We start from the raw sequence: 24,334 nt of genomic DNA on the forward strand, positions 1-24,334 counted from the left end.
ATTGCTTAACACTTTCGCATCTCACAGGGCGAAGCCTGTCCCTTTTATACTGGGTTATCAATATCGATAAACGTGACGTCTAACCCGTGCTCTTGCGCTAACCATTCACCCAACGCTTTAATGCCATAACGTTCGGTTGCGTGGTGACCTGCAGAGAAGTAATGAATATCCAATTCACGAGCCGTGTAAGTCGTACGTTCTGAGATCTCGCCCGAAATGAATGCATCTAATCCATGTTGAGCAGCAAGCTCAATGAAGTCTTGACCACTACCGGTACACCAACCTACTGTCTCAATCATTTTTTCTGCATTGTCAGGCGCGATATGCAAAGGTTCACGGTTTAATACGTGATTGATTTTGTTCGTGAAATCAGTGCCAGTCATTGCTTGTTTTAAGCGGCCAAACAGAGCGACAGATTGAGGGTGTCCTTCTAAGCCACCTTCCACTTCAATGTCTAGCAAGCGTGCCAACTCTGCGTTGTTACCCAACTCAGGATGAATATCTAGCGGTAAATGGTAGCCGTAAAGGTTGATGTCACTTTTGATCAAACTGCGGATACGCTTTCCTTTCATACCACGAATTGGCTCTGGTTCACCTTTCCAAAAGTATCCGTGATGAACAAGCAGTGCATCAGCCTCTAACTCGATGGCTTTATCGATCAATGCTTGTGAGGCCGTTACGCCTGTCACGATGCGTTTGATTTCTGATTTGCCTTCAACTTGCATTCCATTCGGTGCGTAGTCTTTAATAAGTTGCGGCGATAATTTCTCGTTAAGGATCTTTTCCAGCTGTAAATTATTCATTGTTACTTCCAATACTTATGGCTTAAACAAAGTGTATATCGAACCGCGATCAGGATGCTAGTTGTGGCATCCCCAACCAGAATAAATTTCGATACAATAGAAAGGCTCTGCCCGCGACAACAAGGATCATGGATGAATTCTCTACAACGTTTCTATCAATGGATTGCTAGCACCCCACCACTTTTTAAACTTCAAACGCCCTTTGTCACCGTCGAAGACATTCTGACACCACCTCTATCGGATAATGAAGATTACGATGGCAATCCACGACTTGGCTTCCTTTACCAACACCTTTGCACCAAGCTACTGACTTGCTCACCTCGATATGAACTGGTTGCTGAAGAGATTCAACTCAACGACACGACTGGCCGCACAATTGGCGCCGTCGATTTGATCCTCGAGAATCAGGAAACCAAACAATACGAGCATTGGGAAGTGGCCATCAAATTTTACTTACTGAATGAAGGCATTTGGTATGGCCCGAATGCACATGACCAACTGCATAAGAAACTCAATCGTATGCTCACTCACCAACTAAAAATGAGCCAGAGAGAAGAGTTCCACCAACAGTTACCATTAGACGCCACACTGAGTGAACACTTGCTGATGCAAGGTCGCCTCTATGTAAATCCTTTCACGGCCGAACCAATCCCTACAACCTGTTTAGGTTACGAACTAAACCAAAGCCAAATATCCGGTTACTGGTGCTATCAAAGTCAATGGGAACAAATTAATGAACCTTTATATGCTCTTTCCAAACCACTATGGGCAATTGGCAATGAGGAGTTCTTAGAGCCTATCGATAAACCATCAGATAGGTTTGTTCACGCTCAAACAAAGAGCGGTCAATTTTGGTTTGTTGTACCGGATACTTGGCCGAACTAAAACAGGAAACAGGAAACGATTTTATTTTGCTTTTCTGGGAACAAGTTCGGTAAACACCTTCTTAATCGAAATACCTTTTCACTATACTCTCAACGAGCACCTCTCGATTCCTAAAGCTAAGCGCTCCCGACTCTCGAAGCGCAGCGTTTCCTCTTCACAAACAAAAAAGGGCCGACGCAATGTCGACCCTTTCGAACCTTAATCGTTTGAATTACAAACCAGCAGCTGCAAATACTTGATTAACGATTTCTTGTGCTTCAGCTTCAATTTGTTTCAGATGCTCTTCACCTTTGAAGCTTTCACAGTAGATCTTGTAGATGTCTTCAGTGCCTGATGGACGAGCAGCGAACCAACCATTCGCTGTCGTTACTTTAAGACCACCAATCGCAGCACCATTACCTGGAGCGTGCGTCAGACGAGCGGTGATTGCATCACCAGCTAGAGTTTCAGCCGCAACCATTTCTGGTGACAACTTCTTCAATACGTCTTTTTGTGGGCCATTTGCGACAGCTTGAATACGGTTGTACTTAGACTCACCGTGCTTCGCCGCTAGCTCTTCATAGTAATCTTGAGGGTTCTTACCCGTTACCGCAGTGATCTCTGCGGCTAGAAGACATAGCAAGATACCATCTTTGTCTGTTGACCAAGGCGTTCCATCTTTACGAAGGAAAGACGCACCAGCACTTTCTTCACCGCCGAAGCCAAACTTACCAGTGTACAGACCATCTACAAACCATTTGAAGCCAACAGGCACTTCACATAGATCACGACCAAGGTCCGCAACAACACGGTCAATCAGGGCGCTTGAAACTAGCGTTTTACCAACAGCGACATCTTTACCCCACGCGTCACGATGACGGTACAGGTAGTCGATACAAACCGCTAAGAAGTGGTTAGGGTTCATCAAACCTTTTGGCGTAACAATACCGTGACGGTCATAGTCAGGATCGTTACCAAATGCTAGATCGTACTCGTCTTTCAGTGCCAATAGGCCTGCCATTGCGTAAGGAGAAGAACAGTCCATACGTACAACGCCGTCTTTATCTAATGACATGAATTGGAAAGAAGGATCAATCGCTTCACTTACTAGCGTTAAGTCTAGATTGTATGCCTGACCAATTTGACGCCAGTAATCGATGCCGCTGCCACCCAATGGATCTACACCAATCTTCAGACTTGCTTTTTGGATTGCTTCCATATCGATAACGTTCATTAGATCATCGATGTATGGTTTCACCAAGTCCATCTCAACAAACAGATCCGATGCTTTAGCTTCTGCTAGTGGTAGGCGTTTAACACCTTGTAAACCTTCAGCAATCAGGGCGTTCGCACGATCTTCGATAGCCTGAGTTAGCTCTGCTTCAGCTGGACCACCGTGAGTCGGGTTGTATTTAATACCGCCGTCCTGTGGTGGGTTATGAGATGGGGTAATCACAATGCCATCTGCTTTGTCATCATGCTTGATGTTGTAAGTCAGAATCGCGTGTGAAATACCTGGCGTTGGTGTGTAACCGTTGTCTTGTTGGACAATCACTTTCACACCGTTTGCAATCAATACTTCAATCACACTTGAAAACGCTGGTTCAGATAGCGCGTGCGTGTCTTTGCCCACAAACAGTGGACCTGTTGTACCTTGCTCAGCACGAACTTCTGCGACCGCTTGAGCGATAGCTAAAATGTGGTTTTCGTTAAAGGTGTGCTTGTCCGCGGTACCGCGGTGACCAGAAGTACCAAATTGAACGTTATGCTCTGCATTTGATGCATCAGGTTGAAGTAAGAAGTAGTTAGCAACGAGTGCTGGGATATTATGAAGATCTTCCTGCTGCGCTTTTTGCCCAGCACGAGGGTGCATAGCCATGTTTGACATCCTTTCTTTAAATACAAATAAAATCAAAAAAGCCTCATAATATCCGCTATACGCTACACATTATGAGGCTTCTATCAGGTTTCTTAGATTGAACCTGTTACTTTCTCTATCAAGTCAGGCTGGAATTCCATATGAGTCATCACCTGCTCAACCATCTGTCGCTTGCGACTGGTGTTGTTATTAGTGATTACCCAAAATGGCGTACCAGGAATTGCTTTAGGCTTGGTGGTATTGCCGTTTGCTAGCAGAGTATCTTCATTATCAGCAAAGTAAACGCGCTTGCGCCCTTTTACTTTCGTTGCTTGAGAGAAGCTCTCTGGATTTAACGTGTGTAAGGTTGATAGAACCAACATGAAGCGATCAATCGCTTTCTTAAGGCCAGCAAACTCATCAGAAATCAGTAGAGAACGCATTTCTTTTACGGTATCCACTGATTCTGTTTTACCAGCATCTTTACTTACTACAATCCCTTGTGGCTGCTCGATTACAGGTGCCACGACGGCTTCCTGCAACTGACCATCAAGGTTCAAAAGGCGTCGTAAAATATCCGAGGCACTTTCACCGATATGCTTGGTTTGACCCGCAATGTAACGGTATAGATCCTCATCAACCTCAATTGTTTTCATTCGCTTTTCACATTCTCAATGTTTAAACTCTGGGGGATTATAACGAGATCCTCGCGGATACTCCACGTTAAACCCATCACGAATAAGATAAAATGTCAGCATTACTCAACTATAAGCACGAAGGCCAAGGCCAAACGGTTGTTTTGATTCATGGATTGTTTGGCAGTTTCAGTAATCTAGGTTTACTGGCTCGCGACCTCGTCCAAGATCATTCCGTGATCAGCATTGATCTACGAAATCACGGTCTCTCTTTCCATTCAGATACACACAACTATGAAGTCATGGCGCAAGATGTTGCTGATTTACTTCGCAATATCGACATCGAGCCTGCGTTAGTCATCGGCCACTCTATGGGTGGTAAGGTTGCAATGAAACTAGCAGATGTCGCTCCTGAATTAATAAAACAGCTGATCGTTTTAGACATGGCACCAGTTGCCTACAACACAAATCGTCACGACAATGTATTTCGTGGTCTACAAGCGGTAGTCAAAGAACAACCAAGTAATCGCCAACAAACCATGGATATTCTTGCTCAACACATTGAAATGGACGGCGTAAGACAATTTTTGTCGAAGTCGCTGTATAGGAACGGTGACAAAATGGATTGGCGCTTTAATGTCGCAAGCTTATTCAACAATTATGATCAGATTATTGGCTGGCAAGAAATTGCTACCACAGATATTCCAACTCTGTTTGTTAAAGGTGGTGATTCAGACTACCTAATGCCTGAGCATCAGCCTGCTGTTAAGCGTCAGTTTAACAACGCAAAAGCACACATTATCGCCAATACCGGACACTGGTTACATGCAGAGAAACCCGCTGAAGTAATGCGTGTGATCAGGAAATATATTTCGAGTTAACAAATTCGAAAAACAACGCCAGATTATTGAAATAACCCTTCTTGTTGTGCATTAACTTTACTGTTTAACAGTGGTATAGTGCGCCCAAGAATTTTTGGCATGAAGGACGACAATGCTATACGACTATATGGACATGCTCGAGTCGATTGGGCTCGATCTGCTTTTTGCTGCTATCTTCTTTTTCATCGGGATGGCAATAAAAGATGTGCTAAAACAAGGTAACGTACCTGTTTATGGTCGTCGTATTGTGTGGTTAGTCCTTTTCCTTGGCTGCGCTGGTTTCATCGCGAAAGGCCTGATTCAGCTCAGTTGGGAAGGCACAGGGCTTGGTTAAGCTCTTCTCCCCATCGCCAGTAACAAACAATGTAAAGGTATAGACTCTATGGCAAGTGTAGGTATCTTCTTCGGTAGCGACACAGGTAATACTGAAGCCGTTGCAAAGATGATTCAAAAGCAACTAGGTAAACAACTAGTTCACGTTCAAGACATCGCAAAAAGCAGCAAAGAAGACATTGATAACTTTGATCTTCTTCTTCTAGGTATCCCTACGTGGTACTACGGTGAAGCGCAATGTGATTGGGATGATTTCTTCCCTGAGCTTGAGCAAGTAGACTTCTCAACAAAGCTAGTCGCTATCTTTGGTTGTGGTGACCAAGAAGATTACGCAGAGTACTTCTGTGATGCGATGGGAACAGTTCGTGACATCGTTGAAGCAAAAGGCGGTACTATCCTTGGCCACACTTCAACTGAAAGTTACGAGTTTGAAGCGTCTAAAGCACTTGCAGAAGGCGACGATAGCCAGTTTGTTGGCCTATGTATCGACGAAGATCGTCAACCAGAATTGACTGATGAACGTGTCGAAAACTGGGTTAAGCAAATCTATGAAGAGATGTGCCTAGCTGAGCTTGAAGGCTAATACAGCACCTATTGAAAAAGACCTCCACCTTGGAGGTCTTTTTGTATCTCTCTATCAAGAAGCTTCCGTTGCGACCTCTTCTTCTCGATATTGAGGTTTCTTCCTCACATACAACTTCCGTTGCACTTCCGATACAACGTTACCTTCTTTGTCTTTCACATAGGTAATAAACTCTGGAAAGCACTTTTCACCGTTACGAGTCATTTGGTAAATGTCAGCTAGCATTCCTTCTGTTACTTCAAACTCGGCAAATAAATCACTCTGTCCCGGTTTGATGAAGTTGATACTCGCCTCTTTATCCCACACAAAATACTCTTCCCGTAAAATGCCCATCAACATCAGAGAATAAATTGGGTCCGTAAGCGAGAAGATACTACCGCCATACTGGGTACGATTTGCGTTTTTATTCCACCAACGGAGCTTCAAACGAACGTTAACCGTTCGAAAGTCTTCAGAAATATGTAAGATTTTGATACCTGAGCCCCAAAATGGCGGCCAAATATTAAGCGCAAACTTAACAATCCCTGGTTTATAAATCTTGGCAAGTCGCTTATTCATACCTATCCATAGCCTTTGCGATGCAATGTTACAAAAATGTAACTGGTCTGATCTGTAATATAATCGACCTGTTTCTAATTTACAAAAAGAATCTATTAACCCTTTGAAGTTCGTGGTTTAATGTTCAGTACGCTTCGCCTATAATGGTAGGAATATTGAATTCTGTTAAATCGCTGCAGATGATCCAACGGGAAAGTATATGTCAGATAATAATCAGGCGCTGAAGGATGCGGGTTTAAAAGTAACCCTTCCAAGGCTAAAAATTCTAGAAGTACTTCAGCAGCCAGACTGCCAGCACATCAGTGCTGAAGATTTGTACAAAAAGCTAATCGATCTAGGTGAAGAGATTGGTCTAGCAACCGTTTATCGTGTATTAAACCAATTTGATGATGCTGGTATTGTTACCCGCCACCATTTCGAAGGCGGTAAATCAGTATTTGAACTGTCAACTCAACATCACCACGATCACTTAGTATGTTTAGACTGTGGTGAAGTAATTGAGTTTTCAGATGACGTGATTGAAGAACGTCAAAAAGAAATCGCAGCTAAGTACAATGTTACGCTTACTAACCACAGCTTGTACCTATACGGTAAATGTAGCGATGGTTCTTGTAAGACGAATCCTGACGCGCACAAGCCTGCAAAATAAAAAGTAACGCTTTTTATTAATAAAGACTCTAAACGTCAGCTTCGGCTGGCGTTTTTTTATGGAGACAAGCGATGAAGAAAAGGAATTCTTGTGGCTTTACCTTACTCGAACTGATTATTGCAATTGTTATTCTTGGGATACTGGCTGTTGTAGTCGCACCGCGATTCTTAAACCTTCAAGACGATGCCTACCAAGCCAAGATGGAAGCCATCGCAGACCAATTTGAAACGGCAGTTAAGTTCACCCAAAGCCAGTGGTTAGTTAACGGGGGGACACCAGCAGCACAGCAAAATATAGATGGCTATGGTGGCGGAGAACTTGATGTCAATGAATTTGGCTACCCTTTAGGAACAAACAAAGGCAACGCCAGTGGGAATATTGGTAACCCATACAATATTGGCCAAGGGAACGCAGGATGTATTGCCGTATGGCAAGCTCTATTAGGTGATGAATACTCGCTATCGAATAATCGGAATGCAAACGATAGGTTTGATTTTATAACGCGCCGTATCAGAGACAATGACTCCCACCAATCCGTTTGCTATTACACGTATACAAAAAAAGGTTACGAACGAACTCCCGAGAACTCAAGCTTTGTCATATGGTACGACTCAAAAGCGGGTACAGTGACGACATCAAAGCCCTCTCGTCTACCATAGGACATAAAAAATGCCAGCAATTTGCTGGCATTTTTGTTAGCGAGGTATTGAGATTATTGGTTCTCGATTTTCGCCCAAGTATCACGTAGACCAACCGTACGGTTGAATACTAGGTTATCTGCTGAAGAATCTTTTGAATCTGCACAGAAGTAACCCATACGCTCAAACTGATAACCTGTTTCCGCTTCTGCCGTTGTTAGGCTTGGCTCAACAAAACCGTTTAGAACCACTAGTGATTCTGGGTTGATTGTCGCAGCAAAGTCATCCGCAGCCGCTGGATTTGGTACTGTGAACAAACGATCGTACATGCGGATTTCTGCAGGCAATGCTTTGTCTGCTGATACCCAGTGGATTACGCCTTTCACTTTACGGCCATCTGCCGGGTTCTTACCTAGCGTTTCAGCATCGTAAGTACAGAAGATTGTTGTGATGTTGCCTTCCGCGTCTTTCTCGATGCGTTCAGCCTTGATCACGTATGCGCCACGTAGACGTACTTCTTTACCTAGAACAAGGCGCTTGTACTTCTTGTTTGCTTCTTCACGGAAATCTTCGCGCTCAATCCAAACTTCACGAGTGAATGGCACTTCACGCTCGCCCATTTCAGGTTTGTTTGGATGGTTAGCAACCGTCAGAGTTTCTACCGCACCTTCTTCAAAGTTCTCGATAACGATCTTAACTGGATCTAGAACGGCCATCGCACGTGGTGCGTTTTCGTTTAGATCATCACGAATACAAGATTCTAGTGAACCGAACTCAATCATGTTCTCTTGTTTCGTTACACCGATACGCTTACAGAACTCACGAATAGATGCAGAAGTGAAGCCACGGCGACGCAGACCAGATACGGTTGGCATGCGTGGGTCATCCCAACCATCAACCAATTTCTCAGTCACTAGTTGGTTTAGCTTACGCTTAGACATCACTGTATATTCAAGGTTTAGGCGACTGAATTCGTACTGGTGTGGACGGCAATCAATCGTGATGTTGTCTAGAACCCAGTCGTACAGACGGCGGTTATCCATAAACTCAAGAGTACAGATAGAGTGCGTAATGCCTTCTAATGCATCAGAGATACAGTGTGTGAAGTCGTACATTGGGTAAATGCACCACTTATCACCAGTCTGGTGGTGAGTCGCAAAACGTACACGGTAGATAACTGGATCACGCATTACCATGAATGAAGAACCCATGTCGATCTTAGCGCGAAGACACGCTTTGCCTTCTTCGAACTCACCTGCACGCATTTTTTCAAATAGCGCTAGGTTTTCTTCGATTGGGCGATCACGGTATGGGCTTGGTTTACCCGGAGCCGTTAGCGTACCGCGGTATTCACGAATCTGCTCAGGACTTAGCTCATCAACATACGCTAAGCCTTTATTAATCAATTCAATTGCATATTCGTAAAGCTTGTCGAAGTAGTTTGATGAGTAACATACTTCACCATCCCACTCGAAGCCCAACCAGTTTACATCTTTCTTGATAGACTCAACGTATTCGATGTCTTCTTTTTCAGGGTTTGTATCGTCAAAACGCAAGTTACATTGACCCTGGTAGTCCTGAGCAATACCGAAGTTCAAACAGATAGACTTAGCATGACCGATATGCAGGTAACCGTTCGGCTCCGGCGGGAATCGAGTATGCACGCTAGTGTGTTTACCATCCGCTAGATCTTTATCAATAATCTGGCGAATAAAGTTTGATGGACGAGCATCAGCTTCACTCATCTATAGCACCTCAAAAATATTAGTATTGTCAGAGAAAACAGAACTCCACAACCAAGGTTGGATTTGCAGAGTGCATTGTTCCTAATGATCCACAATTCTTAGCGATTAGACAACAAGAACCGTCGTTAAAAAGGCAATATTTCTCTACTTAGGTGGAAACCAAAGCATATTGAAACGCTTGAAACAAAAAAAAGACCTCCCGAAGGAGGTCTTTTATAGAGAGTCTTTAAGATGTTACTAAGGAAGTTTTACATCTGATAGGTCTTCACCTGCACCGATTGCTTTCATTTCACCAGCAACGATTTCTGCAAGAGGACCAAGGATAACTTGTAGGTTGTTTTCACCTAGCTTAACCACACCCTTCGCACCAAGTTTCTTAAGAACAGCTTCGTCAGCGACTGAGCGGTCTTTAAGAGTAAGACGTAGACGAGTGATACATGCGTCAATTGAAGTTAGGTTGTCGTGACCACCTAGTGCTTTCAGGTATTGACGAGCTAGGTCACCTTTTGGTGCATCACCAGCTGGAGCAGCAGATGCATCTTCATCGTCATCTTCACGACCTGGCGATTTCAGGTTGAATGCGCGGATTGCGAAGCTGAATGTGAAGAAGTATAGAGCACCGAAGCTTAGACCTAGAGCAAGAAGCACTAGAGGCTTAGTAGCTAGACCGTAGTTCAGTACGAAGTCGATTAGACCCGCAGAGAAACCAAAGCCATGTAGCGTGCCAAGCATGTTTGCAAGTACTAGAGATAGACCAGTAAACACGGCGTGCATTGCGTATAGAGCAGGAGCAAGGAACACAAACATGAACTCTAGAGGCTCTGTAATACCTGTTAGGAATGAACAGAACGCTACTGAGAATAGTGCGCCACCAACTTGGCTGCGTTTCTCAACTGGTGCTGCTAGGTACATAGCTAGTGCCGCACCTGGTAGACCGAACATCATTACAGGGAAGAAGCCGTTCATGAATACACCAGCGCTCTTATCGCCGCCGAAGAAGCGGTGTAGGTCACCAGATTTAAGCGTTTCAGTTACTTCTTTAACTGTTGCTGTGATTTCTGGAGTTACAGAGTTAGCGAATTCGAATGTGTGAGTTTGACCAGCAACAAGAGTCTTAGCTAGAGCTGGGTCAACACAAAGCTGTTGTAGAGCAGGAAGTGCTTGACCAGCAGCAGTTGCGCCAGATACTAGAACTTCTTGACACGTACCCATACCGAACCAGAAGTACGAGTTTAGTACGTGGTGTAGACCTACAGGGATAAGTGCGCGGTTAAGCGTGCCGTAAACGAACTGACCGATAGCACCAGAAGTAGAAACTGCGTGCGCTAGCGCGTCAAGACCGCCTTGAATTGTTGGCCATACAACACCAGCAAGAGCACCAGCTACAAGCGAGAATAGACCCGCCATGATTGGTACTAGACGTTTGCCAGAGAAGAATGCCAACCACTCAGGAAGACGAGTAGCATGGAAAGCGTTGTAAGAGTGACCAGCGATGATACCTGCAATGATACCGCCGAAGAATGACATGTTAACACTTGCATCAATTGTCGCTGCAGTAGCAGTTAGCACGAAGTAAGCAACTGCACCTGCTAGACCAGCAGCACCTTGACCGTCTTTAGAAAGACCGATCGCGATACCTAGACCGAATAGTAGTGGTAGTTGACTAAAGATTGCGTTACCAGCTGATGCCATAAACGCAATGTCTAAAAGGTCAGGTTGACCCAAACGTAGTAAAAGCGCTGCAACTGGAAGCGTTGCGATAGGAAGCATAAGAGCTTTACCTAACTTCTGCGCGTATCCAAGAATATTCACCTTAAGTTCCCCCTATAGGATTTTATGTTTTGTCGAATGACTTATTTCAGTCGTTCAATTTAGTCGCTACCAGTTTATGATATTAATTTTGCTCCGCAAATTAAAAGCTCATTGTTTGTGATCATAATCACCAGAAACAGCCCTTTGGGAAGGTTTTTGCTAGCGAGATCATAAAACTTATTTTATTATACGAAAAAATGGCGTTTTAGAGATAAGATCCTCGCACTTTATGCAAGACAGAATCAGTGTTATTTTGGTATCTCTACAGATGATTCGCAGTAACTTCGCTCTGGAAAACAATCATAAAAACTAATTCATTTATTATTTTTCAGTTAGTTACTCTGATAATGACATCGATAAAACGCGACTTGCTGTATGTGACTCGTTATCTAATTCAGTGATACAAACTAAGTACCAGCATGACTCATGCAGTCACCAGTTAGATAACGGGACAGAAAATGAATTCTCATCTATAAGGACTAGCTGACTATGTACGCGCTAAGTAACTGTAAAATCTATACCGGTAGTGATGTTCTTACCGATCATGCGGTCATCATCGACAATGACCAGATTCAATCAGTTGTGCCAGTAACTCAATTACCAGAAGGTATTGAGATCAAAGATCTGGACGGTGCAAATCTAAGCCCTGGTTTTATTGACCTTCAGCTAAACGGCTGTGGCGGTGTGATGCTAAACGACGAAATCACACCTGAAACCATGCAAATCATGCACGAAGCCAACCTAAAGTCGGGTTGTACTAGCTTCCTACCAACTCTTATCACGTCTTCAGACGAAGACATGCGTGCTTCGATTGCTGCGGCTCGTGAATACCACAACAAATACCAAAACCAATCGTTAGGTCTTCACCTTGAAGGTCCTTACCTTAACGTTGCGAAGAAAGGCATCCACAGCGTGGACTTCATCCGCCCTTCTGACGACGGCATGATTGACCTTATTTGTGCGAATGCAGATCTCGTAGCAAAAGTAACACTAGCACCAGAGCAAAATGATCCTGAGCACATAGCACGTCTCAAAGCGGCAGGTATCGTCGTATCAATCGGCCATACAAATGCTACTTACGCAGAAGCGCGTGAAGGTTTTGAAGCAGGTATCACCTTTGCTACTCACCTATTCAACGCAATGACGCCAATGGTTGGCCGTGAACCTGGTGTTGTTGGTGCGATTTATGACACTCCGGAAGTTTACGCCGGCATCATTGCTGACGGTTTTCACGTAGACTACGCAAACATCCGAATTGCTCATAAAATCAAGGGTGAAAAGCTTGTTTTGGTGACGGATGCCACAGCTCCAGCAGGTGCTAACATGGATCACTTTATTTTTGTTGGTAAGAAAGTATATTACCGAGATGGTAAATGTGTTGATGAAAATGGCACATTAGGCGGCTCAGCTCTGACTATGATAGAAGCAGTTCAGAATACAGTTGAGCACGCAGGCATCGCTTTAGACGAAGCTTTACGAATGGCTACACTGTACCCAGCAACCGCAATCGGTGTTGAGGAACGTCTTGGCCGAGTTCGAAAAGGAATGGTGGCAAACCTGACTATTTTCGATCGTGACTTCAATGTAAAAGCGACGGTTGTTAACGGACAATACGAGCAAAATTAAGCATGAATGGCGGACAGATTGGTAATGTAGATTTAGTAAAACAGCTTAACAGCGCTGCGGTATACAGGCTGATTGACCAACAAGGTCCAATTTCCCGTATTCAAGTCGCGGATGTTAGTCAGCTCGCCCCTGCGAGTGTTACCAAAATAACCCGCCAACTCTTAGAGCGCGGCTTAATTAAAGAGGTCGCGCAACAAGCATCTACCGGTGGTCGCCGAGCGATATCGCTGACCACTGAGGTAAAACCCTTCCACTCTATCGCTGTGCGATTAGGCCGAGACTACGTGCAATTTAGTTTGTACGATCTAGGTGGCACGGCGTTGGCAGAAGACCAGCACGAACTTCACTACACCAATCAGGCTGACTTGATCGCTGGTTTGATTGATCTGTTGAAAGACTTCGTAAATCGCTGCCAAGACAAAATCGACCAACTTATTGCTATCGGCATCACCCTACCTGGCTTGGTAAACCCAACTACAGGTGTTGTTGAATACATGCCAAACACAGATATCGATAACTTAGCGCTTGGCGAAATCATCCGTGAGAAGTTCAATACTGCGTGTTTCGTTGGTAACGATGTACGTGGTATGGCTCTGGCTGAACACTACTTTGGTGCAAGCCAAGATTGCCAAGACTCAATTCTGGTCAGTGTTCACCGCGGTACTGGTGCGGGCATCATCGTAAATGGTCAAGTTTTCTTGGGCTTTAACCGCAACGTAGGCGAAATCGGACACATCCAAATTGACCCACTCGGTGAGCAATGCCAATGCGGTAACTTTGGTTGTTTAGAGACCGTAGCGGCAAATCCAGCAATCATTCAACGTGTGAAAAAACTGATTGCACAAGGTTACGAATCTAGTTTAACTCAGCTTGAACACATCACGATTGAAGATGTTTGTAACCACGCAATGAATGGTGATGAACTGGCGAAACAAAGTCTGGTTCGTGTGGGTAATCAACTTGGTAAAGCGATTGCAATTACCATCAACTTATTCAACCCACAAAAAATTGTCATTGCTGGTGACATTACTGCCGCTGAAGAAATTGTCTTCCCAGCGATTCAACGAAACGTAGAAAACCAATCTTTGAAGACCTTCCATAACGAACTTCCAATTGTTGCTTCTCATATTGATAAGCACCCAACAATGGGCGCATTTGCGATGATTAAACGCGCCATGTTGAACGGAGTTTTGTTACAAAAGTTACTAGAAGACTAAGTTTATACAACCAATTGAGTTACAATCTCGGGCTGTGATTTCACAGCCCGTTTTTGTATATCAGGAATATAGCTCAACAGTATGGAAATTATTCTAATTACAACGGCCTTCATCGCCGGTTTTATTGCGCTCAAATGCCACCTTCCTCCATTGGTTGGCTTTCTACTTGCCGGCTTTGGCTTGCACGCGTTTGGTTACCAAAGTAATGACGTCATTGTTACCCTTGCAGATCTTGGTGTTACGCTTCTCCTCTTTACAATTGGCTTAAAGCTAGATGTCAAAACCCTACTCTCTAAAGAAATTTGGGGAGGAGCCACGGCGCACAACGTTCTTTCAACTCTTTTCTTTGCGCTTGTTCTTATTGGACTAAAACTGCTCGGCTTATCCTCATTGACAAGCATGGATAGCACGCAAATTCTACTTCTCGCTTTTGCTTTATCATTTTCCAGTACTGTATTTGCCGTTAAGACACTACAAGAAAAAGGTGAGATGAACGCGACCTACGGGACCCTCGCTATTGGTATTCTGGTTATGCAGGATATTTTTGCCGTGGTTTTCCTTACCGCTTCAACGGGTAAAATTCCGGAGTGGTATGCGATAGGTTTGTTTGCATTGCCTCTTCTTCGTCCATTGTTCTATAAACTCTTAGACAAGGTAGGCCATGGCGAGATGCTGGTTCTCTTCGGTATCTTCTTTGCGTTAGTCGTTGGCGCAGGCCTATTTGAGCTTGTTGGTATGAAGCCTGACCTCGGTGCTCTTATCCTCGGTATGCTCTTGGCAGGACACCGTAAAGCATCTGAATTATCCAAATCTCTATTCAATATGAAAGAACTATTCTTAGTCTGCTTCTTCTTGAATATTGGTTTGTCGGCATCTCTGAGCTTCACAGGCATTGGTTTGGCGTTGCTGTTTATTTTACTACTGCCAATTAAAGGTCTGCTTTACTTCCTAACCATCAACTATTTCAAATTCCGCGTACGTACCTCACTTCTGACATCACTATCATTATTCAACTACAGTGAATTTGGTTTGATCGTCGGTGGATTGGCCTACAAAATGGGTTGGATGCCAAGTGATATGCTTGCTGCGATTGCAGTTGCCGTCTCCATTTCTTTCATTATCTCTGCACCATTGAACCGCTTGGGTCACCAGATCTACCAGCATTCTGGGAAATGGCTACAAGAAACAGCAGCCGAAAAGCTCAATCAACGCGACCAACTTATCAACCCGGGCCATGCTCAAGTCCTGATTTTAGGTATGGGCCGAATTGGCACTGGTGCCTACGATGAGTTGCGTTCTCGCTATGGCAAGATTTCTCTTGGTGTAGAAGTCCGTGAAGAAGCAGCGCATAAACACCGTTCTGAAGGACGCAATGTAATTTCTGGCGACGCGACCGACCCCGATTTCTGGGAACGAATTTTAGATACAGCCAATGTAAAGTTGGTCTTACTGGCGATGCCACATCACCAAGGAAACCAAACCGCATTAGAGCAACTACAAAGCCGAAAATATAAAGGCCAAATTGCAGCGATTGCTGAATATCCCGATCAGCTAGAAGGATTACTAGAAAGTGGTGTTGATGCGGCGCTGAACATTTATAGTGAAGCCGGTAGCGGTTTTGCGCGTCATGTTTGCGAGCAACTTCAACCTCAGTTCACCCCGATGAAATAAGCATCAAAAACAATATTTTTATTGAGCCCTCTAACAATAAGAGGGCTTTTTTGTGTGTTTTTTATACCAAACCTTAATCTCATTCATCAAAACAAGACTTATTTTAAACACCATCTAATAGACAAGCCTTTTTATCATTTTTTTAATCATAAAACGTTGCTTTTTTTACTCACAATGGCAAATTGAAGCCATACCGATTAAAAATTGTTTAGTTTAAAAAGGATGTTGTATGTGTTCAGTATTTGGCATTTTAGACATTAAGAGTGATGCAGCAGCATTGCGCCCTATCGCACTTGAGATGTCGAAAAAGCTTCGTCATCGCGGTCCAGACTGGTCTGGAATCTACTCATCAGAACGCGCAATTCTTGCGCATGAGCGTCTAGCGATCGTTGGTCTAAATAGTGGTGCGCAACCACTATACAGCCCTGATAAAAAACTCATCCTTGCTGTAAACGGTGAAATCTACAACCACAAAGAGATTCGTGCTCGCTACGAAGGCAAATACGAATTCCAAACCGATTCAGATTGTGAAGTTATCCTAGCGCTATACCAAGACATGGGCGCAGACCTTCTTGAAGAACTAAACGGTATTTTCGCATTCGTACTTTACGATGAAGAAAAAGACGAATACTTAGTGGGCCGTGACCACATCGGTATCATCCCGCTTTACCAAGGTTACGATGAGCACGGCAACTACTATGTTGCTTCAGAAATGAAAGCACTAGTACCAGTATGTAAGACCGTGAGCGAGTTCCCTCCAGGTTGTCACTACGGCAGTGCAGATGCAGAGCCTCAACGCTACTACACTCGTGACTGGAATGAATACGCAGCCGTACAAGGTAACAGCACTAGCAAAGAAGAATTGACTGAAGCTCTAGAAGCAGCGGTCAAGCGCCAACTAATGACTGACGTGCCTTACGGTGTACTTCTTTCAGGTGGTCTAGATTCTTCTATTACGTCTGCGGTAGCGAAACGCTTTGCAGCGATGCGTATTGAAGATGATGAGAAGTCTGAAGCTTGGTGGCCACAACTGCACTCTTTCGCTGTCGGCCTAGAAGGTGCGCCCGATCTGAAAGCTGCTCGTGAAGTTGCTGACCAAATTGGTACGGTTCACCATGAAATGACATACACCATCCAAGAAGGTTTGGATGCCATTCGTGACGTGATTTACCACATTGAGACGTATGACGTAACAACGATTCGAGCTTCTACTCCGATGTTCCTTATGGGTCGTAAGATCAAAGCAATGGGCATCAAGATGGTACTGTCTGGCGAAGGTGCGGATGAGATTTTCGGTGGTTACTTATACTTCCACAAAGCACCAAACGCTCAAGAGTTCCACGAAGAGACGGTACGTAAGCTTCTCGCTCTAAACATGTTTGACTGCGCACGTGCTAACAAATCACTAGCGGCGTGGGGTGTAGAAGGCCGTGTTCCATTCCTAGATAAAGAATTTATTGACGTTGCAATGCGCCTGAACCCAGCAGACAAGATGTGTGGCAACGGTAAAATGGAAAAACACATTCTACGTGAGTGTTTCGAGCACTACTTACCAGAGTCAATTGCATGGCGTCAGAAAGAACAGTTTTCTGATGGTGTAGGCTATAGCTGGATCGATACTCTAAAAGAAGTGGCTGAGCAGAAAGTGACTGACCAGCAAATGGAAACAGCGCAGTTCCGTTTCCCTTACAACACACCAACCACAAAAGAAGGTTATGTGTACCGCGAGATCTTTGAAGAGCTGTTCCCGCTACCTTCTGCAGCTGAATGTGTTCCTGGAGGCCCTTCAGTAGCGTGTTCTTCAGCGAAAGCGATTGAATGGGATGAGTCTTTCCAAAACTGTGTAGATCCATCAGGACGTGCTGTGCAAGCCGTTCATAACGACGCATATTGATTCTAAGGTAGGGCTGGCTCCACCAGCTGCCTTTCAGTCTTTAGGCACAAAGATCAAAAAGAGGTGCAAAAGCACCTCTTTTTTTATACCAGAATGACTGTTGGTTATTTTAAATCGAGGTCATTATTGTCTATGCTTACCGGCACTCGCTTAGTGATCATCTGCACTAACATGATTGAGCGCTTCTCACCATCTTGCTCTTGGAAGATGGCATCTATACCCGCAAACTGCCCGCTTTTAACTCGAACCTCATCACCAGGCTGTGGCATACATTCAGAATCAGAATGATCGTCTGTGCAGGTTTCCAGCTGTTTAAGCTCAAAAACCAGATCACCTTGGATTTCTTTAGGCTGCGCACCAAAACGCACAAAATCCACAACACCACGTGTAGAACGTACTGAGGTGAAATTAGGGCCTTTTTCATAATCAAATCGAGCAAATACATAACACGGGAACAACGGCTCTTCGACTTTCTGTCGCTTACCCCGTAAGATCTTTTCGACCTCAACAGTTGGGTAAAAACATTCTACACCCTGGTTTTCTAGGTGCTGTTTTGCCCTAACTTGTTCTCCACGTTTACAATAAAGTAAATACCAACGTTTCATTTTTTACTAGCCAATTATATTTTTCTCTCATCCTAGCATTAAGCCCAAGGTGAGTCATGGACATTCAAGTAACCTATCAATAAGCCACTTTATATTGCACATACAACTTACACCTTTTCATCAGCTTAAGAAAATAAGTCTATAGGTAAAAATGAAAAGTAAGTTTGTAACACGACCAAATCACCGACAAAAACCCCGCCATTTCAACGCTAAGCAGTCGTTTCATAAGGTAAATGAATCGTCACATAAAATTTTATTGTTTGTCAGACATAAAATTGCCATGTATACGTAGATTTCGTTAAAAAATGTAATAACTACTATTAGAAGAGCTTATGTCAAACCAACATCAATACTTTGGTCACCCACGTGGCTTGTTCTTATTGTTCGGTACAGAACTATGGGAACGCTTTTCTTACTACGCAATGCGCGCCATTCTAGTACTTTATCTTACTGACACAACCATGAACGGTGGCCTTGGCTGGTCGACTAAAGATGCCCTAGACCTTTACGGCATCTATACTGGACTTGTCTACATCACCCCGCTTATTGGTGGCTACCTTGCGGATAACTATCTAGGTCAACGCCGTTCGATCCTCATTGGTGGTGCATTAATGGCTATCGGCCAATTTACGCTAGCAATGCCAGCTGATGCGCTCGGTCTTGGCTCTCTACACACTTTCTACCTGGGTCTTGCTCTGCTTATTTGTGGTAACGGTCTATTTAAGCCAAACATCTCAACAATGGTTGGTGACCTTTACAACGAAGGTGATAACCGTCGTGACGGCGCATTCACTATCTTCTACATGGGTATTAACCTAGGTGCACTACTTGCAGGCGTGGTATCTGGCTCAGTAACCAATGAATTTGGTTGGAAAGCCGGTTTCGTTGCCGCTGGTGTTGGTATGATTGTCAGCCTTGTGATGCAAATGACCATGGCTCAATCTTGGTTAGGTGATATTGGCCGTGTACCAGCAGCAAAACGTGACCTAGCGATTAAAAAATCTGCGAAGAAAGAGCCTCTAACTAAAGAAGAAGTCGACCGAATCAAAGTTATCCTTGTGATGAGCTTGTTCACTATCGTTTTCTGGGCGGGCTTCGAACAAGCCGGCGGTCTAATGAACATCTACACACAACAATACACAGATCGTATGATCGGTGGTTTTGAAGTGCCTGCTGCGTGGTTCCAATCACTAAACCCATTCTTCATTATTACTCTTGCACCTGTATTAGCCGTTCTATGGGTGAAGCTGGGTAAACGTGAACCTAACTCGCCAATGAAGTTTGCCTTCGCAATGTTCTTCCTAGCACTAGGCTTCCTATGTATGGTTGGTGCCGTTATGGAGCAAGGTGGTGATACTGCGGTTAAAACATCAATGCTATGGCTAGTAGGTGCATTCTTCTTCCATACGTTGGGTGAACTGTGCCTATCTCCTATTGGTCTATCTCTAGTAACTAAGCTAGCTCCGCTACGTCTTGCATCACTTATGATGGGTGCATGGTTTGGCTGTAACGCGATCGCAAACTACGTTGCAGGTTATGTTGGTTCTCACGTTGGTGAGCTAGGTGCACTAGCAATCTTCAGTGGTATTGCAGTAACAGCGACTATCTCTGGTGTAATTCTACTGTTGTTCTCTAACACGCTAGTTCGTTGGATGCACGGTGCAGAAAATACACACAGCACAGCAGAACAAATTGAAGAGCAACAAACTCAAGTTGCTTAATATAACGTACAAATAAAACAAAGGGTCGCAATCGCGACCCTTTTTGTTCCCTGTAAACAAAACAGAAGCTCGAAGGCTTGAAAGATTAAAGCTTAGAACGCACCAAATCGACCATCATATCAATGTGCATATCATTGTCGTTTAAACAAGGGATGTAGCTAAAGCTCTCCCCGCCTGCTTCAAGGTAAATCTCACGGCACTCTTCTGAAATCTCTTCCAACGTTTCCAAACAATCTGACGAGAATGCAGGCGTTAGAATACTTAACTTCTTCTTACCTTGGCTTGGTAATACTTCTAACGTTTTATCGGTGTAAGGTTGTAACCACTCTTCACGGCCAAATCGAGACTGGTACGTCATACCGAACTGGTCATCAGTTAACCCTAATGCTTCACCTAGCAATCGCGTCGTTTCTTCACAATGTTTAGGGTAGATATCACCATTGTCGGCATAGCGCTTTGGAATACCATGGTAAGAACACAGCAGGTACTCCCCTTTCCCATGCTCTTCCCAATGTTCACGTACTGATTGCGCTAATGCTGCGATGTACTTGGGGTGGTTGTGATAATCACAAATAAAACTAAATTCTGGCATCACTGGCATTTTTTTGAACGCTTTCGTCATGCCATCAGAGACTGCAGCTGTCGTCGTCCCCGAATACTGCGGATATAGCGGCAACACGACCACTTCTTCGACACCTTGCGCTTGCAGGGCTTCAAAACCACTTAGAAGACTTGGGGTACCATAAGTCATTCCTAATTCCACAGGCATGTCTAACGCGACTGCGAGCTTCTCTGCTTGTCGCTTAGAGTGCACCATCAAAGGCGAGCCTTCTTCCATCCATACAGATTGGTAGAGTTTTGCAACTTTCGGCGCGCGTACTGGCAAAATAATACCGTGAAGGATTGGGCACCACAGCCAACGAGTCATATCGACAACACGGTGATCATGAAGGAACTGACTGAGAAAACGCTTTACTGCCGGTGCGGTCGGCTCATCGGGAGTGCCAAGGTTAACCAGTAACACCCCTTGCTTATTATTGTTTTTCATAACATCCTATTCATGGTAAACGGCGTTGATTGTACGATGAGTATAAGAAATTGGTTCACCGTTCAAACAAGCTGAATAAAAAAAGCGACCCTAAGGTCGCTTTTAAATATATCAAAATATTAAATTTTGCCGCTAGCAAATTATGCTAGTGCTTTCTCAATATCTGCACTTACTTCTGCAACTTGCTTAGTACCGTCAAACTTAAGGTACTTAGTGTTACCTGCTTCTGCTTCTTTACCGTAGTACTCGATAAGTGGTGCAGTTTGCTCATGGTAAACACCCAGACGTGCGCGTACTGTTTCTTCTTTGTCGTCATCACGTACAACAAGATCTTCGCCAGTTACGTCATCTTTACCTTCCACTTTTGGTGGGTTGTAAACAACGTGGTAAGTACGACCTGATGGTAGGTGTGCACGACGACCAGCCATACGCTCAACGATTACGCTGTCAGCAACGTCGAATTCGATTACGTAATCGACATCAACACCCATTGCTTTTAGACCATCAGCTTGAGGGATAGTACGAGGGAAACCATCTAGTAGGAAACCTTTCGCGCAATCGTCTTGAGCAATACGCTCTTTGATAAGGCCAAGGATGATTTCATCAGAAACTAGCTGACCAGCGTCGATAACAGCTTTAGCTTGTTTGCCAAGCTCTGTACCTGCTTTGATAGCAGCACGAAGCATATCACCAGTAGAGATTTGTGGAATACCGTATTTATCCATGATGAAGTTTGCTTGTGTGCCTTTACCAGCACCTGGAGCACCTAGAAGAATGATGCGCATGATTTATCCTCTTTAATATTTAAGATTTATACCGAAGCTCACAATAGCTGGCTTCTTGGGCCGCAACCCGTCGAGGCAGTCGCAACGATAAGTTTCGGTATAATGTTTAGGCGAGCCAAAATACACGCCTTATTACTCACATTCAAGTTCGAGATTCTAACACAGGTTCACTAAGCAATGAGCAGATTAAGACTAAAGAATGTTAGCGATGCCTGCTTTCGAGTTTTATTGATTACTAACTCAACACTCAAAGTGTGAATCTATGCGTTTACAAACAAAAAGCTCGCATTTCGCGAGCTTTTCATTGATGTTTGGTTATTAAACCTTAGTCAAAAGCTTGTTGATGGCACCGACAAATTGCGTCGGGTCTTCCATCGAACCTCGTTCAGCCAGCATCGCTTGGCCCAACAACACTTCCACCCAGCGACCAAATGCTTCTTCATCGGCTTCATCTGCCATACGCTTAACAAGTGCGTGCTCTGGGTTGATTTCGAAGATGTACTTCACGTCTGGTACTGCTTGACCTGCCGCTTCAAGAAGCTTCGCCATCTGTGTACCCATTTCGAAATCGTCAGTCACGACAACTGCAGGCGTAGTAGCAAGCTTGAAAGTCGTACGAACTTCTTTTACGCGGTCACCAAGGTATGACTGAGTTCGCTCAACTACAGACTTAAACTCTTCTTCCGTTTCTTTCTGCTTTTCTTTTTCTGCTTCGTCTTCAAACTTACTCAGATCAAGACCCGCTTTGGTAATCGATTGGAATTGCTTACCATCAAATTCGGTTAGATAGTTCATCAGCCACTCATCGATGCGGTCAAACATCAAGATAACTTCGATGCCTTTCGCTTTGAACTGCTCTAGGTGCGGGCTGTTCTTCGCGGCTGCGTAGCTGTCTGCCGTTAGGTAGTAAATCTTATCTTGGCCTTCTTTCATGCGTTCAATGTAAGAAGCCAAACCAACGGTTTGTTCAGCAGAGTCCACTTCGGTAGACGCAAAGCGCAATAGACCAGCAACCTTCTCTTTATTTGCCATGTCTTCTGCAACGCCTTCCTTCATGACAAGGCCGAACTCTTTCCAGAATGATTGGTATTTTTCATCATCATTCTTCGCCATACGCTCAAGCATAGTAAGTACACGCTTGGTACATGCGTTGCGAAGTGACTGAGTGACCTTGTTATCTTGAAGAATTTCACGAGACACGTTCAATGGCAGATCATTCGAGTCAATCAAACCACGGATGAAACGCAAGTAAGATGGCATAAGCTGCTCAGCGTCATCCATGATGAATACACGCTGCACGTACAACTTTAGACCCGACTTATGGTCGCGGTTCATCATATCCCATGGCGCTTTCGCTGGGATGTAAAGCAGGCTGGTATAATCGTTCTTACCTTCTACACGGTTATGACTCCACGTAAGCGGATCGGCGAAATCATTAGAAACGTGTTTGTAAAACTCTTGATACTCCTCTTCAGAGATATCCGACTTGCTGCGGGTCCAAAGTGCCTGAGCTTTGTTGATTTGCTCCCACTTCTTCTCACCCGTTTCATTACCTTCGTCATCACGAACAGTGGTTTGAATTGCAACTGGAATACCAATATGATCAGAGTATTTACTGATGACATCACGCAGACGCCATTCATTTAGGAATTCTTTACCTTCTTCACGCATATGAAGAACAATATCGGTACCACGAGAGTCTTTCGTAATGGTTTCAATGGTGTACTCACCTTCACCCGCAGATTGCCATTGAACCGCTTCGTCAGCAGCAGTACCCGCAGCACGAGTGCGCACAGTCACCGCGTCAGCAACGATGAACGCTGAATAAAAGCCAACACCAAACTGACCAATCAGTTGCGAGTCTTTACTTTGATCATCAGACAGCTTCGAAAAGAATTCTGCCGTACCAGATTTCGCGATAGTACCTAAGTGCTCAATCACGTCGTCACGCGTCATGCCGATGCCGTTATCAGAGATCGTAAGTGTGTTAGCCTTTTCATCAAACGCAAGCTTTACACCAAGGTCGGCATTCCCTTCATATAAATCTGGGTTAGATAGCGCTTGGAAGCGTAATTTATCTGATGCATCAGATGCATTTGAGATCAACTCGCGTAGGAAAATCTCTTTGTTTGAATAAAGAGAATGGATCATCAGGTGAAGTAACTGCTTTACTTCTGATTGAAAGCCACGAGTTTCTTTGTTTGGGGATACGGTGTCGCTCATGTTTGCTCCATAACTTCTAAATTAAAAAGACTTTAAATGACAAAGTCCTAACCGCTGCCTTATAAAAACAGCTTTACCACGATGTCATTTAACATGTGGCTGACAAATGTAAATTCAAGGTCAATATTGCTAAAAACGGTGTTTTTTTAGAAAATTTTAATTATCCTATTTGTCTAAAAGCATCT

General features: G+C 44.1%; 21 protein-coding genes. 11 read left to right on the forward strand and 10 right to left on the reverse strand.

Annotated elements, in window-relative coordinates; all coding sequences use genetic code 11:
• Window positions 1–44: 44 nt before the first annotated feature.
• On the reverse strand, window positions 45–803 hold the full coding sequence (locus tag ITG12_RS06930; protein ID WP_248873897.1) for a Nif3-like dinuclear metal center hexameric protein: 759 nt from the start codon (window positions 801–803) through the stop codon (window positions 45–47).
• Between the two features lie 132 nt (window positions 804–935).
• Between ITG12_RS06930 and ITG12_RS06935 the strand changes: the two genes are divergently transcribed.
• On the forward strand, window positions 936–1,688 hold the full coding sequence (locus ITG12_RS06935; protein ID WP_248873898.1) for a DUF1853 family protein: 753 nt from the start codon (window positions 936–938) through the stop codon (window positions 1,686–1,688).
• Window positions 1,689–1,899: 211 nt separating this feature from the next.
• Here the strand turns inward: ITG12_RS06935 and pgm are convergent, their stop codons facing one another.
• Both pgm and seqA read right to left on the reverse strand, forming a co-directional pair.
• Entirely contained in the window at window positions 1,900–3,546 is a 1,647-nt protein-coding gene (gene pgm / locus ITG12_RS06940) for a phosphoglucomutase (alpha-D-glucose-1,6-bisphosphate-dependent) (RefSeq protein ID WP_248873899.1), read from the reverse strand.
• 92 nt (window positions 3,547–3,638) lie between these two features.
• Window positions 3,639–4,181 carry a replication initiation negative regulator SeqA gene (gene seqA / locus ITG12_RS06945; RefSeq protein WP_038865694.1) on the reverse strand — a complete coding sequence of 181 codons (543 nt, stop codon included), beginning with the start codon at window positions 4,179–4,181 and terminating at the stop codon, window positions 3,639–3,641.
• 92 nt (window positions 4,182–4,273) lie between these two features.
• Here seqA and ITG12_RS06950 point away from each other — a divergent pair, with 92 nt between their 5' ends.
• From ITG12_RS06950 to fldA, 3 genes are all read left to right on the forward strand, one after another.
• Entirely contained in the window at window positions 4,274–5,041 is a 768-nt protein-coding gene (locus tag ITG12_RS06950) for an alpha/beta fold hydrolase (protein ID WP_248873900.1), read from the forward strand.
• A 112-nt stretch (window positions 5,042–5,153) separates the two neighbouring features.
• Complete coding sequence (locus ITG12_RS06955; protein WP_038877574.1) at window positions 5,154–5,375, forward strand: DUF2788 domain-containing protein; 222 nt, start codon at window positions 5,154–5,156, stop codon at window positions 5,373–5,375.
• Window positions 5,376–5,423: 48 nt separating this feature from the next.
• On the forward strand, window positions 5,424–5,957 hold the full coding sequence (gene fldA / locus ITG12_RS06960) for a flavodoxin FldA (protein WP_038877571.1): 534 nt from the start codon (window positions 5,424–5,426) through the stop codon (window positions 5,955–5,957).
• A 54-nt stretch (window positions 5,958–6,011) separates the two neighbouring features.
• On the opposite strand, the gene ITG12_RS06965 is transcribed toward fldA, so the two are convergent.
• Window positions 6,012–6,515 (reverse strand): DUF4442 domain-containing protein, encoded by a 504-nt coding sequence (locus ITG12_RS06965; protein WP_038877569.1) that lies wholly within the window; start codon window positions 6,513–6,515, stop codon window positions 6,012–6,014.
• A gap of 199 nt (window positions 6,516–6,714) precedes the next feature.
• Between ITG12_RS06965 and fcrX the strand changes: the two genes are divergently transcribed.
• Entirely contained in the window at window positions 6,715–7,164 is a 450-nt protein-coding gene (fcrX, locus tag ITG12_RS06970; protein ID WP_010643296.1) for a ferric iron uptake transcriptional regulator FcrX, read from the forward strand.
• 71 nt (window positions 7,165–7,235) lie between these two features.
• Complete coding sequence (locus ITG12_RS06975) at window positions 7,236–7,823, forward strand: type II secretion system protein (RefSeq protein ID WP_038877566.1); 588 nt, start codon at window positions 7,236–7,238, stop codon at window positions 7,821–7,823.
• Window positions 7,824–7,876: 53 nt separating this feature from the next.
• Here the strand turns inward: ITG12_RS06975 and glnS are convergent, their stop codons facing one another.
• Together glnS and nagE are read right to left on the reverse strand one after the other, a co-directional pair.
• Window positions 7,877–9,547 (reverse strand): glutamine--tRNA ligase, encoded by a 1,671-nt coding sequence (gene glnS / locus ITG12_RS06980; protein ID WP_038877564.1) that lies wholly within the window; start codon window positions 9,545–9,547, stop codon window positions 7,877–7,879.
• Between the two features lie 237 nt (window positions 9,548–9,784).
• On the reverse strand, window positions 9,785–11,359 hold the full coding sequence (gene nagE / locus ITG12_RS06985; RefSeq protein ID WP_038865705.1) for an N-acetylglucosamine-specific PTS transporter subunit IIBC: 1,575 nt from the start codon (window positions 11,357–11,359) through the stop codon (window positions 9,785–9,787).
• A gap of 489 nt (window positions 11,360–11,848) precedes the next feature.
• Between nagE and nagA the strand changes: the two genes are divergently transcribed.
• The 4 genes from nagA (at window position 11,849) to asnB (ending at window position 17,767) form a co-directional block, all read left to right on the forward strand.
• Window positions 11,849–12,985 (forward strand): N-acetylglucosamine-6-phosphate deacetylase, encoded by a 1,137-nt coding sequence (nagA, locus tag ITG12_RS06990; protein WP_038865707.1) that lies wholly within the window; start codon window positions 11,849–11,851, stop codon window positions 12,983–12,985.
• 2 nt (window positions 12,986–12,987) lie between these two features.
• Window positions 12,988–14,202 carry an ROK family protein gene (locus ITG12_RS06995; protein WP_038865709.1) on the forward strand — a complete coding sequence of 405 codons (1,215 nt, stop codon included), beginning with the start codon at window positions 12,988–12,990 and terminating at the stop codon, window positions 14,200–14,202.
• Between the two features lie 81 nt (window positions 14,203–14,283).
• Complete coding sequence (locus ITG12_RS07000) at window positions 14,284–15,873, forward strand: cation:proton antiporter family protein (protein ID WP_038877561.1); 1,590 nt, start codon at window positions 14,284–14,286, stop codon at window positions 15,871–15,873.
• A 229-nt stretch (window positions 15,874–16,102) separates the two neighbouring features.
• Window positions 16,103–17,767: an asparagine synthase B gene (asnB, locus tag ITG12_RS07005; protein WP_038865711.1), complete on the forward strand. Its 1,665-nt coding sequence runs from the start codon at window positions 16,103–16,105 to the stop codon at window positions 17,765–17,767.
• Window positions 17,768–17,871: 104 nt separating this feature from the next.
• On the opposite strand, the gene rfaH is transcribed toward asnB, so the two are convergent.
• Window positions 17,872–18,372: a transcription/translation regulatory transformer protein RfaH gene (gene rfaH, locus ITG12_RS07010; RefSeq protein ID WP_038865712.1), complete on the reverse strand. Its 501-nt coding sequence runs from the start codon at window positions 18,370–18,372 to the stop codon at window positions 17,872–17,874.
• Between the two features lie 332 nt (window positions 18,373–18,704).
• Here rfaH and ITG12_RS07015 point away from each other — a divergent pair, with 332 nt between their 5' ends.
• A complete protein-coding gene (locus ITG12_RS07015; protein WP_038865713.1) occupies window positions 18,705–20,093 on the forward strand; it encodes a peptide MFS transporter in 1,389 nt (462 codons plus the stop codon).
• A gap of 85 nt (window positions 20,094–20,178) precedes the next feature.
• Here the strand turns inward: ITG12_RS07015 and hemH are convergent, their stop codons facing one another.
• The 3 genes from hemH to htpG form a co-directional block, all read right to left on the reverse strand.
• A complete protein-coding gene (gene hemH / locus ITG12_RS07020) occupies window positions 20,179–21,141 on the reverse strand; it encodes a ferrochelatase (protein WP_038877559.1) in 963 nt (320 codons plus the stop codon).
• 140 nt (window positions 21,142–21,281) lie between these two features.
• A complete protein-coding gene (gene adk, locus ITG12_RS07025) occupies window positions 21,282–21,926 on the reverse strand; it encodes an adenylate kinase (RefSeq protein ID WP_038865715.1) in 645 nt (214 codons plus the stop codon).
• A gap of 318 nt (window positions 21,927–22,244) precedes the next feature.
• A complete protein-coding gene (gene htpG, locus ITG12_RS07030; RefSeq protein WP_248873901.1) occupies window positions 22,245–24,149 on the reverse strand; it encodes a molecular chaperone HtpG in 1,905 nt (634 codons plus the stop codon).
• Window positions 24,150–24,334 lie beyond the last annotated feature (185 nt).

The sequence above is a fragment of the Vibrio sp. ED002 genome, from assembly GCF_023277445.1.
GTDB classification, from domain to species: domain Bacteria; phylum Pseudomonadota; class Gammaproteobacteria; order Enterobacterales; family Vibrionaceae; genus Vibrio; species Vibrio jasicida.

Bases quoted from the DNA above. Each gene is read 5' to 3' on its own strand.
- asnB (WP_038865711.1), top strand. From the start codon at position 16,103: ATGTGTTCAGTATTTGGCATTTTAGACATTAAGAGTGATGCAGCAGCA.
- nagA (WP_038865707.1), top strand. From the start codon at position 11,849: ATGTACGCGCTAAGTAACTGTAAAATCTATACCGGTAGTGATGTTCTT.
- ITG12_RS07015 (WP_038865713.1), top strand. From the start codon at position 18,705: ATGTCAAACCAACATCAATACTTTGGTCACCCACGTGGCTTGTTCTTA.
- ITG12_RS06935 (WP_248873898.1), top strand. From the start codon at position 936: ATGAATTCTCTACAACGTTTCTATCAATGGATTGCTAGCACCCCACCA.
- pgm (WP_248873899.1), bottom strand. From the start codon at position 3,546: ATGGCTATGCACCCTCGTGCTGGGCAAAAAGCGCAGCAGGAAGATCTT.
- ITG12_RS06975 (WP_038877566.1), top strand. From the start codon at position 7,236: ATGAAGAAAAGGAATTCTTGTGGCTTTACCTTACTCGAACTGATTATT.
- adk (WP_038865715.1), bottom strand. From the start codon at position 21,926: ATGCGCATCATTCTTCTAGGTGCTCCAGGTGCTGGTAAAGGCACACAA.
- ITG12_RS07000 (WP_038877561.1), top strand. From the start codon at position 14,284: ATGGAAATTATTCTAATTACAACGGCCTTCATCGCCGGTTTTATTGCG.
- ITG12_RS06995 (WP_038865709.1), top strand. From the start codon at position 12,988: ATGAATGGCGGACAGATTGGTAATGTAGATTTAGTAAAACAGCTTAAC.
- htpG (WP_248873901.1), bottom strand. From the start codon at position 24,149: ATGAGCGACACCGTATCCCCAAACAAAGAAACTCGTGGCTTTCAATCA.
- hemH (WP_038877559.1), bottom strand. From the start codon at position 21,141: ATGAAAAACAATAATAAGCAAGGGGTGTTACTGGTTAACCTTGGCACT.
- ITG12_RS06930 (WP_248873897.1), bottom strand. From the start codon at position 803: ATGAATAATTTACAGCTGGAAAAGATCCTTAACGAGAAATTATCGCCG.
- glnS (WP_038877564.1), bottom strand. From the start codon at position 9,547: ATGAGTGAAGCTGATGCTCGTCCATCAAACTTTATTCGCCAGATTATT.
- fcrX (WP_010643296.1), top strand. From the start codon at position 6,715: ATGTCAGATAATAATCAGGCGCTGAAGGATGCGGGTTTAAAAGTAACC.
- ITG12_RS06965 (WP_038877569.1), bottom strand. From the start codon at position 6,515: ATGAATAAGCGACTTGCCAAGATTTATAAACCAGGGATTGTTAAGTTT.
- ITG12_RS06955 (WP_038877574.1), top strand. From the start codon at position 5,154: ATGCTATACGACTATATGGACATGCTCGAGTCGATTGGGCTCGATCTG.
- ITG12_RS06950 (WP_248873900.1), top strand. From the start codon at position 4,274: ATGTCAGCATTACTCAACTATAAGCACGAAGGCCAAGGCCAAACGGTT.
- rfaH (WP_038865712.1), bottom strand. From the start codon at position 18,372: ATGAAACGTTGGTATTTACTTTATTGTAAACGTGGAGAACAAGTTAGG.
- fldA (WP_038877571.1), top strand. From the start codon at position 5,424: ATGGCAAGTGTAGGTATCTTCTTCGGTAGCGACACAGGTAATACTGAA.
- seqA (WP_038865694.1), bottom strand. From the start codon at position 4,181: ATGAAAACAATTGAGGTTGATGAGGATCTATACCGTTACATTGCGGGT.